The organism is Rhodoferax sp. (assembly GCF_018063565.1).
Lineage (GTDB): Bacteria > Pseudomonadota > Gammaproteobacteria > Burkholderiales > Burkholderiaceae_C > Rhodoferax.
Genome location: NZ_JAGPBB010000089.1, coordinates 1 through 13,598, shown reverse-complemented (window position 1 = coordinate 13,598; position 13,598 = coordinate 1). Strand labels below are relative to the sequence as shown.

Annotated in this window: 14 protein-coding genes and 2 pseudogenes; 13 read left to right on the top strand and 3 right to left on the bottom strand. The window is 59.7% G+C overall.

The features are described from left to right. A partial coding sequence (locus tag KBF66_RS16105; RefSeq protein ID WP_296659498.1) for an integrase core domain-containing protein occupies positions 1-426 on the top strand: 426 nt, incomplete at its 5' end. 249 nt (positions 427-675) lie between these two features. On the opposite strand, the pseudogene KBF66_RS16100 reads toward KBF66_RS16105, so the two are convergent. Then, positions 676-765 (bottom strand): annotated as a pseudogene (locus KBF66_RS16100) (helix-turn-helix domain-containing protein); the annotation flags it as partial. A gap of 3 nt (positions 766-768) precedes the next feature. Then, positions 769-1,194 (bottom strand): sigma factor, encoded by a 426-nt coding sequence (locus KBF66_RS16095; protein WP_296659495.1) that lies wholly within the window; start codon positions 1,192-1,194, stop codon positions 769-771. Between the two features lie 128 nt (positions 1,195-1,322). Between KBF66_RS16095 and KBF66_RS16090 the strand changes: the two genes are divergently transcribed. From KBF66_RS16090 to KBF66_RS16080, 3 genes are all read left to right on the top strand, one after another. Beyond that, on the top strand, positions 1,323-2,867 hold the full coding sequence (locus tag KBF66_RS16090; RefSeq protein WP_296659492.1) for a methyl-accepting chemotaxis protein: 1,545 nt from the start codon (positions 1,323-1,325) through the stop codon (positions 2,865-2,867). Between the two features lie 200 nt (positions 2,868-3,067). Then, positions 3,068-3,616, top strand: a complete 549-nt coding sequence (locus KBF66_RS16085; protein WP_296659489.1) for a peroxiredoxin-like family protein — start codon at positions 3,068-3,070, stop codon at positions 3,614-3,616. Between the two features lie 47 nt (positions 3,617-3,663). Beyond that, positions 3,664-5,832, top strand: a complete 2,169-nt coding sequence (locus KBF66_RS16080) for a GGDEF domain-containing protein (RefSeq protein ID WP_296659486.1) — start codon at positions 3,664-3,666, stop codon at positions 5,830-5,832. Between the two features lie 21 nt (positions 5,833-5,853). Here the strand turns inward: KBF66_RS16080 and KBF66_RS16075 are convergent, their stop codons facing one another. Next, positions 5,854-6,966, bottom strand: a complete 1,113-nt coding sequence (locus KBF66_RS16075) for a patatin-like phospholipase family protein (protein WP_296659484.1) — start codon at positions 6,964-6,966, stop codon at positions 5,854-5,856. A 101-nt stretch (positions 6,967-7,067) separates the two neighbouring features. Between KBF66_RS16075 and KBF66_RS16070 the strand changes: the two genes are divergently transcribed. The 9 genes and pseudogenes from KBF66_RS16070 to KBF66_RS16030 form a co-directional block, all read left to right on the top strand. Beyond that, positions 7,068-7,598, top strand: coding sequence for a sigma-70 family RNA polymerase sigma factor (locus KBF66_RS16070; protein ID WP_296659480.1), 531 nt, complete (start codon positions 7,068-7,070; stop codon positions 7,596-7,598). Between the two features lie 115 nt (positions 7,599-7,713). Further along, a complete protein-coding gene (locus KBF66_RS16065) occupies positions 7,714-8,760 on the top strand; it encodes a permease (RefSeq protein WP_296659475.1) in 1,047 nt (348 codons plus the stop codon). 46 nt (positions 8,761-8,806) lie between these two features. Next, on the top strand, positions 8,807-9,745 hold the full coding sequence (locus KBF66_RS16060; RefSeq protein ID WP_296659473.1) for an MBL fold metallo-hydrolase: 939 nt from the start codon (positions 8,807-8,809) through the stop codon (positions 9,743-9,745). A gap of 73 nt (positions 9,746-9,818) precedes the next feature. After that, entirely contained in the window at positions 9,819-10,070 is a 252-nt protein-coding gene (locus KBF66_RS16055) for a thioredoxin family protein (protein WP_296659470.1), read from the top strand. A 395-nt stretch (positions 10,071-10,465) separates the two neighbouring features. Then, the gene (locus KBF66_RS16050) at positions 10,466-11,416 is read left to right on the top strand and encodes a cation diffusion facilitator family transporter (protein ID WP_296659466.1); all 951 of its coding nucleotides are present in this window, start codon (positions 10,466-10,468) and stop codon (positions 11,414-11,416) included. Between the two features lie 31 nt (positions 11,417-11,447). Next, positions 11,448-12,014: a DUF2478 domain-containing protein gene (locus tag KBF66_RS16045; protein WP_296659463.1), complete on the top strand. Its 567-nt coding sequence runs from the start codon at positions 11,448-11,450 to the stop codon at positions 12,012-12,014. Positions 12,015-12,076: 62 nt separating this feature from the next. Beyond that, a complete protein-coding gene (locus KBF66_RS16040; RefSeq protein ID WP_296659461.1) occupies positions 12,077-12,406 on the top strand; it encodes a helix-turn-helix transcriptional regulator in 330 nt (109 codons plus the stop codon). A 39-nt stretch (positions 12,407-12,445) separates the two neighbouring features. Continuing rightward, a complete protein-coding gene (locus tag KBF66_RS16035) occupies positions 12,446-12,946 on the top strand; it encodes an arsenate reductase ArsC (RefSeq protein ID WP_296659457.1) in 501 nt (166 codons plus the stop codon). Between the two features lie 3 nt (positions 12,947-12,949). Then, positions 12,950-13,225 (top strand): annotated as a pseudogene (locus KBF66_RS16030) (arsenical-resistance protein); the annotation flags it as partial. Positions 13,226-13,598 lie beyond the last annotated feature (373 nt).

Sequence of the window (13,598 nt, the reverse complement as noted above, 5' to 3'; positions counted from 1 at the left end):
CTGGACTGGGCCACGCGCAAAGTCCTGGCTTGGCGGCTGTCAAACACGCTGAGCAACGACTTCTGCATCGCAGCGCTGAAGGAGGCGCTGACGCGATATGGCAAGCCAGAGATTTTCAACACCGATCAGGGTAGCCAATTCACCAGCGTCGAATTCACCCAGGTGCTCAAGGACCACGGCATCCAGATCAGCATGGACGGGCGTGGACGCTGCCATGACAACATCTTTGTTGAGCGGCTGTGGTGGACGGTCAAGCACGAGTGGGTGTACTTGCGCCCCTGCAACAACGGGATCGAGCAACAGCGCAGCCTGGCGCAATGCTTTGATTGGTACAACCGCAGGCGCCCGCATCAATCGCTGAACTGGAAAACGCCCGACGAAGCCTATTTCGGCACGCTGGCCAAAGCGCAGCCGATGGCGGCATGAAATACGAGTGGTGCCAGGCACTGTGGATTTGTGGACAGCCGGCTGCGCCGGTTCCCGCCTGAGCGCGCGATGCGCGCTTGCCTATGGACAAGCCATGGACAACGCTTGCCCACAGGTCGGCGGCTGCCCACAAGCTCCACAGCGCTCAAGCTACAATTTTTCTTCAAATCCGGGAAACCAAAAACCAAACCCCCGGCACCAGCTTTAGCTTATTCCACCCCGGTGGCTGTCCAAGCTACCGTGACCACCCCACCGGCACGCCCCGCAGAAACGGCGCATATCGCGCTGTTGCTCAGCGTTAGGCATGAGTTCGTATTTAAAGGCTTGCAAGCGTTGCACGGCTTAATTTCTATGAGAAATAACAATGATATTCGTTGGCAGCTTGTTGGCGCAGGCATCCAGCACAGCCAAAAACTGGCGGCTACTGAGGTCTTGCTCAGGGTTACCCCAGTCGGAAGGGGCTTCCATGAAATGGCCATCGGCCTGAAACCCTATGTAGTCCATCGGGTCTGCCTCGTCGTCGTCACCCGAACTGGCACTGACCTCACGGCCATGCAGGCGAAGTGTGTCAATCACCTTGTGTTTAAGGATGCCCACCAGCCAGCTCTTGAGCTGCGAGCGATGCTCAAACGCGTGCGGCTTGGACAGTGCGGCCACCACGGTCTCAGAAACCGCATCTTCGGCCCATGCCTCGTTGCGCAACTGCAAACGGGCAAACTTGAACAAGTAATCATGCAGGTCAACAATTTGCTGTTCGAAGCTGGGCATGGCGCGATCGGTGGCAGAGTTGACGCAGTTCCAGTGGCTGGACGTGTTTGTAAGAAGTGACGCACGGGCTCGACCAATGGCAAAGGACAGGTGCCCAAAATCCTTTCTGATCAACCCAAAGGAACAGCGTGAAACTTGGAATCAAACTACTTGCCGCCCCGCTGCTGACCGCATTGGTGGTGTTTACGGTTGGGCAACTGACCCTGGGTCTGGTCAGCCAGCAAACCAGTCAAGTTGAACAAACCATCCTGTCACAAAGCGATGACTATCGCACCCTGAGCAGTGCCCAGGAGCAAATTGCCCAAATTCACACGGGTGTCTATCGCAATCTGGGCTTGATTGGGTCGATGGATGCTGCTCAGCTCAATCAGTTGCGTGCCGACATGGCGCAGCAGATCGCTGGTTTCAAGCGCGTGGTTCAAGGTGCCTCCAGCATCGCGGCACGAGACGGCGAGTCGTCACAAGCGGTCACCTACTTGGCCATGCTGGCAGACCGGTATTCCGGGCAAATCGACCTGGCCGTGAGCCGTTCGTCGGCTGAAACCGGCGCTGGTGCCGGTTTTGCCGTGATGCGCGAGGCCGATGTCACTTTTGCTGCTCTGGCCAGCGCGACCCGCACCCTGGTTCAACATGTCGATGAGTTGTCTGAGGCATCGGTAGCCGCTGCACAGCAGCGTGCCCAAACCATCGTCGTGGTTTTGGCGTTGCTTGGACTGCTGACGGTGATTGCAGCGGTCTGGTTCAGCTGGCGTATGCAGCGCAGTGTGGTGCGGGCGCTGCAACATGCCAGTGCGGTGGCGGGTGAGGTTGCACAGGGCAATCTGAGCTTGCAAGTTGACAGTGAGCGCACCGACGAGCTGGGTGATCTTTTGCGCTCGCTGGGCAAAATGAGTGCTCAACTCAGCCAGACTTTGCACCAAGTGAGCCAGTCGGCTCAATCACTGCAAATCACCAGTGCAGAGATTTCCGCCGGAAATCAGGACCTGAGCCAACGCACCGAACAAGCGGCAGCCAATTTGCAAGCGGCGGCATCGGCGATGGAACAGTTGACCTGCACGGTGTCACAAACCGCTGAGGCGGCCAGTCGCGCCAATCAGCTGGCTGGTTCTTCCGCAGATGTCGCGGCGCAGGGCGGCTCCATCGTGTCGATGGTGGTGGACACCATGGACGGTATCAACGCCAGCTCGCGCCGGATCGCTGACATCATCGGGGTAATTGACGGGATTGCGTTTCAAACCAACATCCTGGCCCTGAATGCGGCCGTCGAAGCGGCGCGCGCCGGCGAGCAAGGTCGTGGCTTTGCTGTGGTTGCGACCGAAGTGCGCAGCCTGGCCGGGCGCTCTGCCCAGGCCGCGCGCGAAATCAAAACCCTGATTGGCGCGAGCGTTGAGCGCGTTCAGGCTGGATCCAGCCAGGCCAGCCACGCCGGGAACACCATGGCCGACATTGTCGGTTCGGCCCAACAGGTGGCGCAAATCATTGGCGAAATCACCTTGGCCACTGCGGAACAAAGTGCCGGCATCCATCATGTCAACGCGTCGGTTGTGGAGCTTGATCAAATGACGCAAAAAAATGCCGCCTTGGTGGAGCAGTCAGCTGCAGCATCGGCCAGTCAGCGTGATCATGCAGATCGCCTTGCCAAGCTGGTCAGGTCATTTCAACTGGCGGACTAGCCCGGTGCTGGTGTTGCGTTCGAGATTGAAAGTTGGCCAGGAATATCGGACTTTTGGTGTAACAAACTTGCCACCAGCCAGACTAAACAGTAACCTGTGTCGAATCAGATAATCGATGACGGCTTTCATCAACCTATCGTCGAAGGTATGTCCGGTTGCACGGATGATGACGATTCCAACCTATTATTGAGGAGATTTTGATGACTGTGACTGCACTTTTACCCCGTCATCCTGTGCCTGCCCTTAACCTGGCGCTGACCACCGGTGGCCGCTTTGTTTTGGGAGCCACCCCGGGCGATAAATTTGATTTGCTGGTGTTTTACCGTGGCCTGCATTGCCCGCTGTGCGCCAAATACCTGCTGGAACTGGAGCGACTGGTCCCTGAATTTGTTGCCCGTGGGGTGCAGGTTATTGCGATCAGTTCTGACGATCTGGATCGTGCCACGCAGATGGCCGACAAAGTCAGCGCCAAAGCGCTGCGCTTTGGTTATGGTCTGAGCCTCAAGGCGGCGCGCCAATGGGGACTGTATATCAGCACTTCGCGTGGAAAAACCTCGATCGGCATCGAGGAGCCAACGCTGTTCTCCGAGCCGGGTGTGTTCATTGTGAGACCGGACGGAACCTTGTATTACGGCGCGGTGCAAACGATGCCGTTTGCACGGCCACAGTTTCAGGATTTGTTGGGGGCTATTGACTTTGCTTTGAGCAAGGACTATCCGGCGCGTGGAGAGTACGTCGGCGAAGTCTGAACCTTCAAAGGCTGAGGCGGCACGGTGCAGTAGTAGCATCGCAGCCTATGCCGACCGCCGCAGACACCGTACCCACCGAGCCGACGCACAAAAAGTCCGTCGCTTGGGCGCGGTGGCCGCACCGGATGGGCTGGCGTTTGGCCATGGGTTTCGGTCTGTTGATGGTTGTGACGCTGTCAGCCCTGGGGTTGTTGAGCTGGCAAATCCGTGCCATGACCCTGCAGACCGAGCAGCTCGCCACGCACGACATGCAGCGCCTCATGCGTGTGCAGGCGTTGTCGCTTTATATCGAGGGCAGTGGCAACGCTTTGCTTGACCTGATGAATGTGCCCGCTGAAGCGCGCGGGACCATTTACAAGCAGGTGCAGGAGCGCAAGCAGCGTACCGATGACTTGATTGCAGCACTGGCCCTGCTGCTGGACGACCCGGTGCAGGCGCAGACGCTGACGCGCTTGCGTGATCACCGCAGTGTTTACACCGGCGCATTGCTGGCCATGCTCAACGAAATGGAGCGCAATGATGCCAAGGCAGCGCTGCGCGTGTTTGCCGACCAGGTCCGTCCACCCTTGCAGCGCATGCTGGCAGAGTCCAACGCGCTGGCCCTGCGCGAGCAAGAACAACTGCAAAAGCAGGTGGCACAGGCGCAGCACCGGTTTGAAAGATGGTCCCTGTGGCTGGCGGTGCTGTCGGGCGCAGTGGCACTGGTGGCGCTGGCGCTGGCGGTGCGTACCATTCGCAGTGTGGTTGGCCCGATGGCTCAACTGGAGGCGGCGGCCCATCGTATTGCGGCCGGCCACTACGCCAGTGCGGAGTTGGATGCGTCGACGCAGGAGTTTGAGCGGGTCGGTCAGGCCCTGAGCGCCATGGCGGGTGCCATAGCGCAACGTGAGCAGGAGATTGAGCTTCTGGCGTTTCGAGATGCGTTGACCGGCTTGCCTAACCGCACCTTTCTGATCCAGGCAGCGCAGCCGACGGACGAGCCGTCAAGCTATCAGGCGATGATTGTGTTTGATCTGGCGCGCTTGAAGTCGATCAACGAAACCCTGGGCTACGCCACCGGGGATGCCCTGATCAAGGAGGTGGCGCGCCGCGCACAGGGCGTACTGGCAGCCGATGCTGTGTTTGCAGATTTTGTGTCAAATCCGCTCCTGGCCCATATTGCAGGAGGAATGTTTGCTCTACATTTGAAAGCGAACGGACCAACCTTGGTGGATCAGGTGCGCATGCAACTGGCCGATGCCATGGTGCAGATGGTGCAGTGTGATGGGCATCGGGTGGATTTGCATGTTTTTTTTGGGCTCGCAGGTGCGCCGCCAGGGCAGGTCGTGGCGAGCGCAACCCTGCTGCGCAATGCCGAGGTGGCGCTCAACAGCGCGCGCCAGTCGGTGACCGGATTTGCCTGGTACAACGAGGTACAGGAGGCCGCACGGTTGTCGCATCTGGGCCTTCTGTCTGATCTGCGCATGGCCGCTGTGGTGCCGCAATTGCAGATGTGGCTGCAGCCCAAGTTCTCGCTGCGAACCGGGCGTGCCATTGGCGCCGAGGCGCTGGTGCGCTGGCAGCACCCACAACGTGGTTTCATCATGCCTGGCGAGTTTGTGCCGATCGCCGAACAGACCGGTGCCGTGACGTTGATCACGGACTGGATGCTGGGGCAAGCCATGCGCACTTTGCAGCGTTGGCAGCAGAGTCACCCGGAGCTGAGCATCAGTGTCAACGTCAGCACTCGTGACCTGCAGGACCCGGGCTTTTTCCAGCGTGTCCGCGACGGACTGACCGAGCGCGCCATCAACCCCGACAAGTTGCGCCTGGAGATTGTTGAAAGTGGCCTGATGCAGGACACCCACGCCAGTATCGTGCTGATGCATCGCCTGACCGACCTGGGGGTGCAACTGTCAATCGACGACTTTGGCACCGGATACTCGTCACTGGCCTATCTGCAGCAACTGCCGGTGACTGAGCTCAAGATCGACCGCAGTTTTGTCACCCACATCGAAAGTCGGCCGGGCAACCGGCAACTGGTGCGGACCATGATCGAAATGGGCCACGGCATGGGCCTGCTGGTCACGGCCGAGGGGGTGGAAACTGTGGCAGAGCGCGACTGTCTGCGCCAACTTGGCTGTGACGTGATGCAGGGTTATCTGAGTGCTCGGCCCATGTTTGGTGACGAATTGCAGGCATGGCTGGATGGACTGAAGCAGCGGCCCGGTGCCTGAGCCACGCTGACCTGAGGGACGTCAAGGCGCCAGGTCCGCTGCCGACACCGGCAGGCGCAAATCGTCCAGATAGTCGCGGCCGATGTTGACAGTGCTGCTTACCCCCAGCTCGGCATAGTGGTGGGCCAGCCATTGGCGCGCGTGGGCCTGTCCCAGGTCGCGCAGGGCGTTGATCAAACTGGCGTCGGTTGACAGTTTGGTGGCGGCACCCAGTTGCTCCAGCACGTCGCCTCCGTCAATGCGGTGCATCAGCACATCCTTGTAATGTGCCGGGTCAAGCTTGCCCTCGCGCAGCAGGCGCTTGACAAAATCGATGGCGCGCATTTCGGCAATGAGCGCAGCATTGAAGGTGATCTCGTTGAGCCGGTCCAGAATTTCCACGGCACTGGTGGGCAGGGTGTCGCGCTGGATCGGGTTGATCTGCACCAGCACGATGTCGCGACTCTGGCATTGGTAGATCAGCGGATGGATCGCCGGGTTACCCGCATAACCACCGTCCCAGTAGTGTTCACCCTCGATCTCCACGGCCTGGAACATCATGGGCAGGCAGGCCGAAGCCATCACCGCGCTGGCGGTCAAACGCTTGCCGGTGAACACCTCGGCGCGACCCGTGCTGACGTGGGTGGCCACGACAAACAGTTTGAGCCGCTTGAGCCGGGTCAGCCGCTCGAAATCAATCTGACGGGACACAAACTCCTGCAGTGGATTGAGTCCGAGCGGGTTGCTCTGGTAAGGTGATACGGTGCCAGCCCAGGCGCGTGTCACCGAGTCAGCCCATTGCGATGTGGGCGAATGGCCCACCAGGCCCATCATCAGGTCAAACGGTGCCCGCTGGGCCTGCCCGAGCGCGCCCATGGCCACAATCCCGTTCCAGAAGCTGGCCAAAGACTCGCGCGCTGCCTCACGCGCATCCAGGTGCGGTTTGTCTTGCGCCAGCGCAAACCCGTGTGCCAGCGCCACCGCATTCATCGCCCCGGCACTGGTGCCGCTGATGCCCTCAAAATCGATGCGCCCATCCTCCAGCAAGGCGTCGAGCACACCCCAGGTGAAAGCGCCGTGTGAGCCACCCCCTTGGAGCGCCAGGTTGATGGTATGCGGTGCCGTGTGGTCGGGCTTGGGGACATGGGTATTCATCGCCCGAGCTTAGCAAACCCGGCTTGCTCGACGCTGTTTCAGTGGGTGTTGATCGAATGAAGCCGATCCGGCTGATCCGTTTGTCCCTATTATTGGGCCCAATGCAATGCCTGATCATCGCCTGGGACCAACACGCCGCTGAACTGCGCGGCTGGCTGCGCCACCGCACGGGCAACACCGAGTTGGCCGACGATTTGCTGCAAGACCTGTTTTTAAAAGCGCTGCGCCAAGGCGAGCGATTTTGTGAGCTGCACAACGCCCGCGCCTGGTTGTTTGAAGTGGCGCGCAACCTGCTGGCCGACCACCTGCGGCTGGCACACCATCTGGTGGAACTTCCCGAAGACCTGGCGGCCCAGGTTGAGGACATGGACACCGTAGACGCACTCACCGGTTGCCTGCCACGTGTGCTGTCAGAACTGAGCGCTGATGACCGCGAGGCCATCACCTTGTGTGACCTGCAGGGCATGGCGCAGGCTGAATTTGCCAGACTCAAAGGCTTGAGTTTGAGTGCGGCCAAGTCTCGCGTGCAGCGCGCCCGGGTGCGCCTGCACGCGCAAATGAGTCGGGCCTGTCAGGTGCAAACGGCAGAAAGTGGTTCGGTCAGCGACTTTGTACCCCGCCCGCCACTTTAATCAAGCTATTAATAAGATAGTGTTTGGCGATCTATGGATATGGTCTAGTGACCTATTTGGCCCATTTTTTTCCATTAGCGTGCATCTTTGACATGGATTTCACGTCTTCAGCGCCATGAACACCTTAAGCCTTCCGCGAAAATCCTGGCCTGCGCGCCAGCCCGTCCTGTTCCTGATACTTGCAGCTCTGGTCTGGCTGGGGCTCTACAACACCTTGATCCCGGCCTCTGAAGCATTGGTCACCATGTTGCCGGTGGACCGCTCCAGCCACCTGGGCGGCGCGTTGCAATTTTTCTTTTACGACACCCCCAAGGTCTTGATGCTGCTGACGGCCGTGGTGTTTGTGATGGGCATGGTCAACAGCTACTTCACCCCGGAGCGCACCCGCGCGTTGCTAGCCGGGCGCGGCGAAGGCACGGCGAACGTGATGGCGGCCAGCCTTGGCATCGTTACACCGTTTTGCTCTTGTTCGGCGGTGCCGCTGTTCATTGGTTTTGTGCAGGCTGGGGTGCCGCTGGGGGTGACGTTTTCATTTTTGATCTCGGCTCCGATGGTCAACGAGGTGGCGCTCACATTGCTGTTTGGCATGTTCGGCTGGAAAGTGGCCTTGCTGTACCTGGGCCTGGGGCTGACGGTGGCCATCGTGGCGGGCTGGATCATCGGCCGACTGAAGATGGAAGCGCATCTGGAAGACTGGGTTCGTGACATGCCCAGGATGTCGGCTGACTTTGAAGCCACCGGCATGACGCTGGGCGAGCGAATTCAGGGCGGTTTTCAGGCGGTCAAAGAAATCGTCGGCAAAGTCTGGCCCTACATCCTGGGCGGCATCGCACTCGGTGCTCTGATCCACGGCTATGTGCCCGAGGACTTCATGGCCAGCTTTATGGGCAAAGAGGCGTGGTGGAGCGTGCCGCTGGCCGTGGTGATGGGTGTGCCGATGTACACCAATGCGGCGGGTGTCATTCCGATCGTGCAGGCGCTGCTGGCCAAGGGGGCCGCGCTGGGCACTGTGCTGGCTTTCATGATGAGTGTGATAGCGCTGTCGCTGCCCGAGATGATCATCCTGCGCAAGGTGCTCAAAATGCGACTGATCGTCACCTTTGTCGGCGTGGTGGCCACGGGCATCTTGATGGTGGGTTTTGTCTTTAACGCGGTGCTGTGAGCTCGGTGTGATGATGGTGTGGTTTGGCGTTAACAACAGGAGACTTATGACACTTCGATCAACAACCCGCGCCCTTGTCCTGGCGCTTATGCTTACGGCAGGGCTGCTGCACAGGGCCGCCCATGCCGTTGACATCAGCTTCCAGCCCGTGGCCGAGGGGGTATATGCCTACATTGGCGAAACCGAAGGTCGCACGTATGACAACGAGGGGCTCAACGCCAATATCGGGCTGATCGTCACCCCAGCTGGTGCGGTGTTGATCGACAGCGGCTCGAGCTACCAGGTAGCGGCCAAAATCCACGCGGCGGTCAAACAAGTGACCGCGCAGCCACTCAAATTGGTGATCAACTCCGGCGATCAGGACCATCGCTGGCTGGGCAATGGTTACTTCACTGAAAAGGGCATCGAAACCCTGGCACATGCCAATGCCCAGGCCGACATGAAAGCCCGTGCCGGGGAGCACCTGCAAGGTCTGAGCGTGTTGAAAGAGCGGCTGGACGGCACCCAGCCCACGCTGCCCACACGATTTGTGAAAGACGCAGACACCACGCTCAATTTGGGTGGCACGGTGATCGAGCTCAAACACCGCCAAGGTGGCCACACGCCCGGTGACATGCTGGTGTGGTTGCCGCAGAGAAACGTGCTGATCAGCGGGGACGTGGTTTATGTGGATCGTGTGCTCGGCCTGCACCTGGTGAGCAACAGCAAGAACTGGCTGACGAGTTTTGCCGTGATTGACCAGCTCAAGCCCCGGCTCATCGTGCCGGGCCACGGCCGGGTCACCGACCTGGCCACCGCCCAGGCGCAGACGCGCGATCTGCTGCTGGCGCTGCGCGCCCACATGAAGAAAGCCGTGGATGACGGCGTGGACATCAGCGCGGCGGTGAAAAGTTTTGATGGCAAGCCTTTTGCGCACCTCAAACACGCGGAGGTCTGGATGCCGCAACTGGCCAACCAGACTTACCTGGAGCTGGAGCGCGAATAGATTCCTGAACAAATTGGCCGCTAGCCCCTATCAGATATGCGACAGATACCCTCAGTTTTATAGAAAGAAAACCATGGACATCAAAGTACTCGGCACCGGTTGTGCCAACTGCAAGAACACCGTCGCCCTGATCGGTCAGGTCGCCAAAGCCAAGGGGGTCGAGGTCACCCTGAGCAAGGTTGAAGAGCTGCGCGACATCATGGGTTATGGCGTGATGAGCACGCCCGGTGTGGTCATCAACGGCAAGGTGGTGCACGCCGGTGGTGTGCCCAGCCGCGACAAGGTCGAGCAGTGGTTGGCCGCTGGGACACCTTCATCCGCCTGAATCCCCCCGTTCGTGGTCGACAGGGTAAAACCTTGCAGTTGCGCGATTGAAAAGCTGATCGGCAAGGAATTGTGTGATTCCACGTTTGACAAAGTGCCTGCTCGACGAACTGCGCGCAGACTATTTGGCACTATTGCCCATCGACATCCAATCATCTGCTTACCGTGACTGACGATCGATTCAAGGGCTTGCGCAAATGCCTTGCCACGGAGGGTGATGCGCCGTGGCAGCCTCGCTTGGTGTGCGCTGTGCCGGAGAGTGACCAGCGCGGCAGCATCAATGTGTGTTACTGGCAAGACGCAAGGGATTGAGCAGCCCGACCATCATGCCCATTGTGGGGCAACGACGGCCGACCGCTTGTGGCGCTACCATTGGCCCATTGATTGGAAGCCCTCATGAGCAGTTCCCACGACCATGCCCCCGCTCAAGCGCATGACCACCGCCACAGCCACGCACCGGCAAACTTCAACCGGGCATTTGCGATTGGCATTGTGCTCAACATCGGCTTTGTGCTCATCGAGGCGTTCTACGGCTGGCGCATCAATTCGCTGGCGCTCTTGGCCGATGCCGGGCACAACCTGAGCGATGTGGCCGGTTTGGTTCTGGCCTGGGGCGGCGCACTGGCGGTCAAGGTGTTGCCCAACGCGCGCCATACGTATGGCTTCAAACGAGCCACCATTCTGGCGGCGTTTGCCAATGCACTGTTGCTGCTGGTCGCCATGGGTGGCCTGGCCTGGGAGGCGGTTGGCCGCCTGAGTGCGCCGCAAGCCGCATTGCAGGCGCAAGGCGTGACCATCATGGTGGTGGCGGGCATTGGCATCCTGGTCAACACTGCCACCGCCTTGCTGTTCATGCGTGGGGGTGAAAGCGATCTCAACATTCGTGGTGCTTTTTTGCATATGGCGGCCGACGCCTTGGTGTCAGCTGGTGTGGTGGTCGCCGGCGCACTTACGCTGTGGATGGGCTGGGTCTGGCTCGACCCGGTGGTGAGTCTGCTCATTGCAGCGGTGATTGTGTGGGGCACGTGGGACCTGTTCAAGCAGTCGCTGCACCTGCTGTTTGACGGCGTGCCCGACAGCGTTGACCCGGCCGCCGTGCGCAGCCTGCTGCGGGGTCTGCCCGGCGTGGCCGATGTACATGACCTGCATGTGTGGGCCATGGGCACCAGCCACATTGCACTCACAGCGCATCTGGTTACCGATACGGCTGACCCTGGTGCGCTGTTGCAAGAAGCTGAAGAAGAACTGCATGAGCATTTTGAAATTCGCCACGTCACGCTGCAACTGGAAACGCCGGCTTATGCACAGAATTGCGCATTGCGGCCTGGCCTGGGGTGCCAGGCTTAACTGACCCCCGTTTCTTGCGATCATCGTGGCCATGCAAACACCAAGCGAACTCACCGACAGCCCGGATTTCACGCCGCTGGCAGCGGCCATACTGGACGATGGCAGCCTTGACAACGATGCCCGCTTGCTGGCTTTTGCCCTCCGCCAACAGCAGGCGGGTTTGCGTGTGCGTGGCCTCACCATGCGCCGCAGCGCGGGTGCTGCCGGTTGCAAAGCCGACATGGTGCTGGTGGACCTCGCCACCGGCGATGAATATCTGGTCTCGCAACCCTTGGGGCTGGGAGCCAGCGCCTGCCGCGCCGACACTCAGGGATTTGCCCGCGCCAGCCGGGTGTTGCGTGATGCACTCAGCCAGGCGCCTGACCTGGTGATCTGCAACCGCTTTGGCGGTCTGGAGTCCGAGGGTGAGGGTTTCGCCGCCGAGTTGCTCGACATCATGGCCAGCGGGATTCCGTTGCTGACCATGGTATCGCCAGTGCGGCTCGACGCATGGCTGCGTTTTTCAGGTCAAGCCACGGTCTTGACAGAGGTGCCCGCCAACTGGCAAAGCTGGCTGGATGCAACGCTGCTGCAGCGTCGGGTGCTTCAAGGTCAGTAGTTGCCGTGCACGCTTGCCATTTGCTTTTTTCATTAATTCAATAATTATTGAATCAATAAATCATGAACAAACAACTGGCCACTGGTATTTTTGAATCCCTCGCCTCGGGCGTGCGGCTCGACATCTATCGCCTGCTGGTCAAAACTGGTCCACAAGGTTTGGTCGCTGGTGAAATCGGCAGTGCCTTGGAGGTGCCGCCCACCAATCTTTCGTTTCATCTGAAAGCCCTGACCCATGCGCAACTGGTGACGGTGGTGCAGGAGGGCCGCTACCAGCGCTACCGTGCCAACTTGGGGCTGATGCAGGAACTCATTGCTTATTTGACGGCCGAGTGCTGTGCTGGACACCCTGAGCAATGTGCCGAGATCTCCCTGCAGTCGCTGTGCCCTTGAGTCGCTTTTCATACCCGCCGTCAGGAGCTTCAGCCAATCATGACCACCGAAATCTGCAATGTGCTGTTTTTATGCACGCACAACTCCGCGCGCAGCATCCTCACCGAAGCCATCCTGAACCACATTGGCCGGGGGCGACTCAAGGGCTTTTCAGCGGGCAGCAGCCCGCGAGACAACCAGCAGCCCAATCCACTGGGTTTGCAGGTGTTGCAGCAAGCCGGTATTTCCATCGAAGGGCTGCACAGCAAAAGCTGGGACGAGTTTGGCAAAGTGGACGCACCGCACATGGACCTGGTGATCACCGTGTGCGACAAAGCGGCAGGCGAGGTGTGCCCGTATTGGCCGGGCAAACCGGCCACCGCACGCTGGGGTTACCCTGACCCCTCTGCTGGTGATGGCTCGGACGCCCAGAAAACCGAAGCGTTTCGCCGGACCCTGCACGCCTTGAAACGTCGTCTGGAACTGCTGATCAGCCTGCCCATCGACAAGCTGGAAAAAACCATGCTGCAAAACTCCGCCCGCGAGTTGAGCCAGGCGTAAACCATGAGTGCCCAATGTGAAGTCACCGGCAAACGTGCTGCGGGCGTCTCGATGAGCGTGTTTGAGCGCTTCTTATCAGTCTGGGTGGCTCTATGCATCGTGGCAGGCATCCTGTTGGGTCAGTTCTTGCCCGGCGTGTTCCAGGCCATTGGCCGCATGGAGGTGGCACAGGTCAACCTGCCGGTGGGTGCGCTGATCTGGGGGATGATCATCCCGATGTTGGTCAAGGTGGATTTCTCAGCTTTGAGCGAGGTGCGCCAGCATGTCAAAGGCATCGGCGCATTGTGAATCGCTCCAAGGGGTGCTACGAGCGGGGATAGCTCGTCCCTTGATGCGATCACCGATTTCGGCGCCGGTGCAAATCAGTATTTCACATTCAGATCGTTGCTGTTGAAATGAGGCAACCATCGCCTGGCGGGGTCACGCCGCACGCCTTGCTGAACATCGCAACCGTAGCCGGGTGAAACTAACCGCACTGATGGAGCCAGTCAAGCTTCGGGTCCATCATTGCCATGGGTTGATCCATCCCATGGTTGCCTTGAATACAGACAGCAAAGCCCAATTCAGTCTTGTGCCTGGCCTGGACGGCGGAAGTCCTGGGCGACCCAGTCGCGCGCGCTGGCTTGGCTGAGTTTGAAGCTGGCCGCCACGC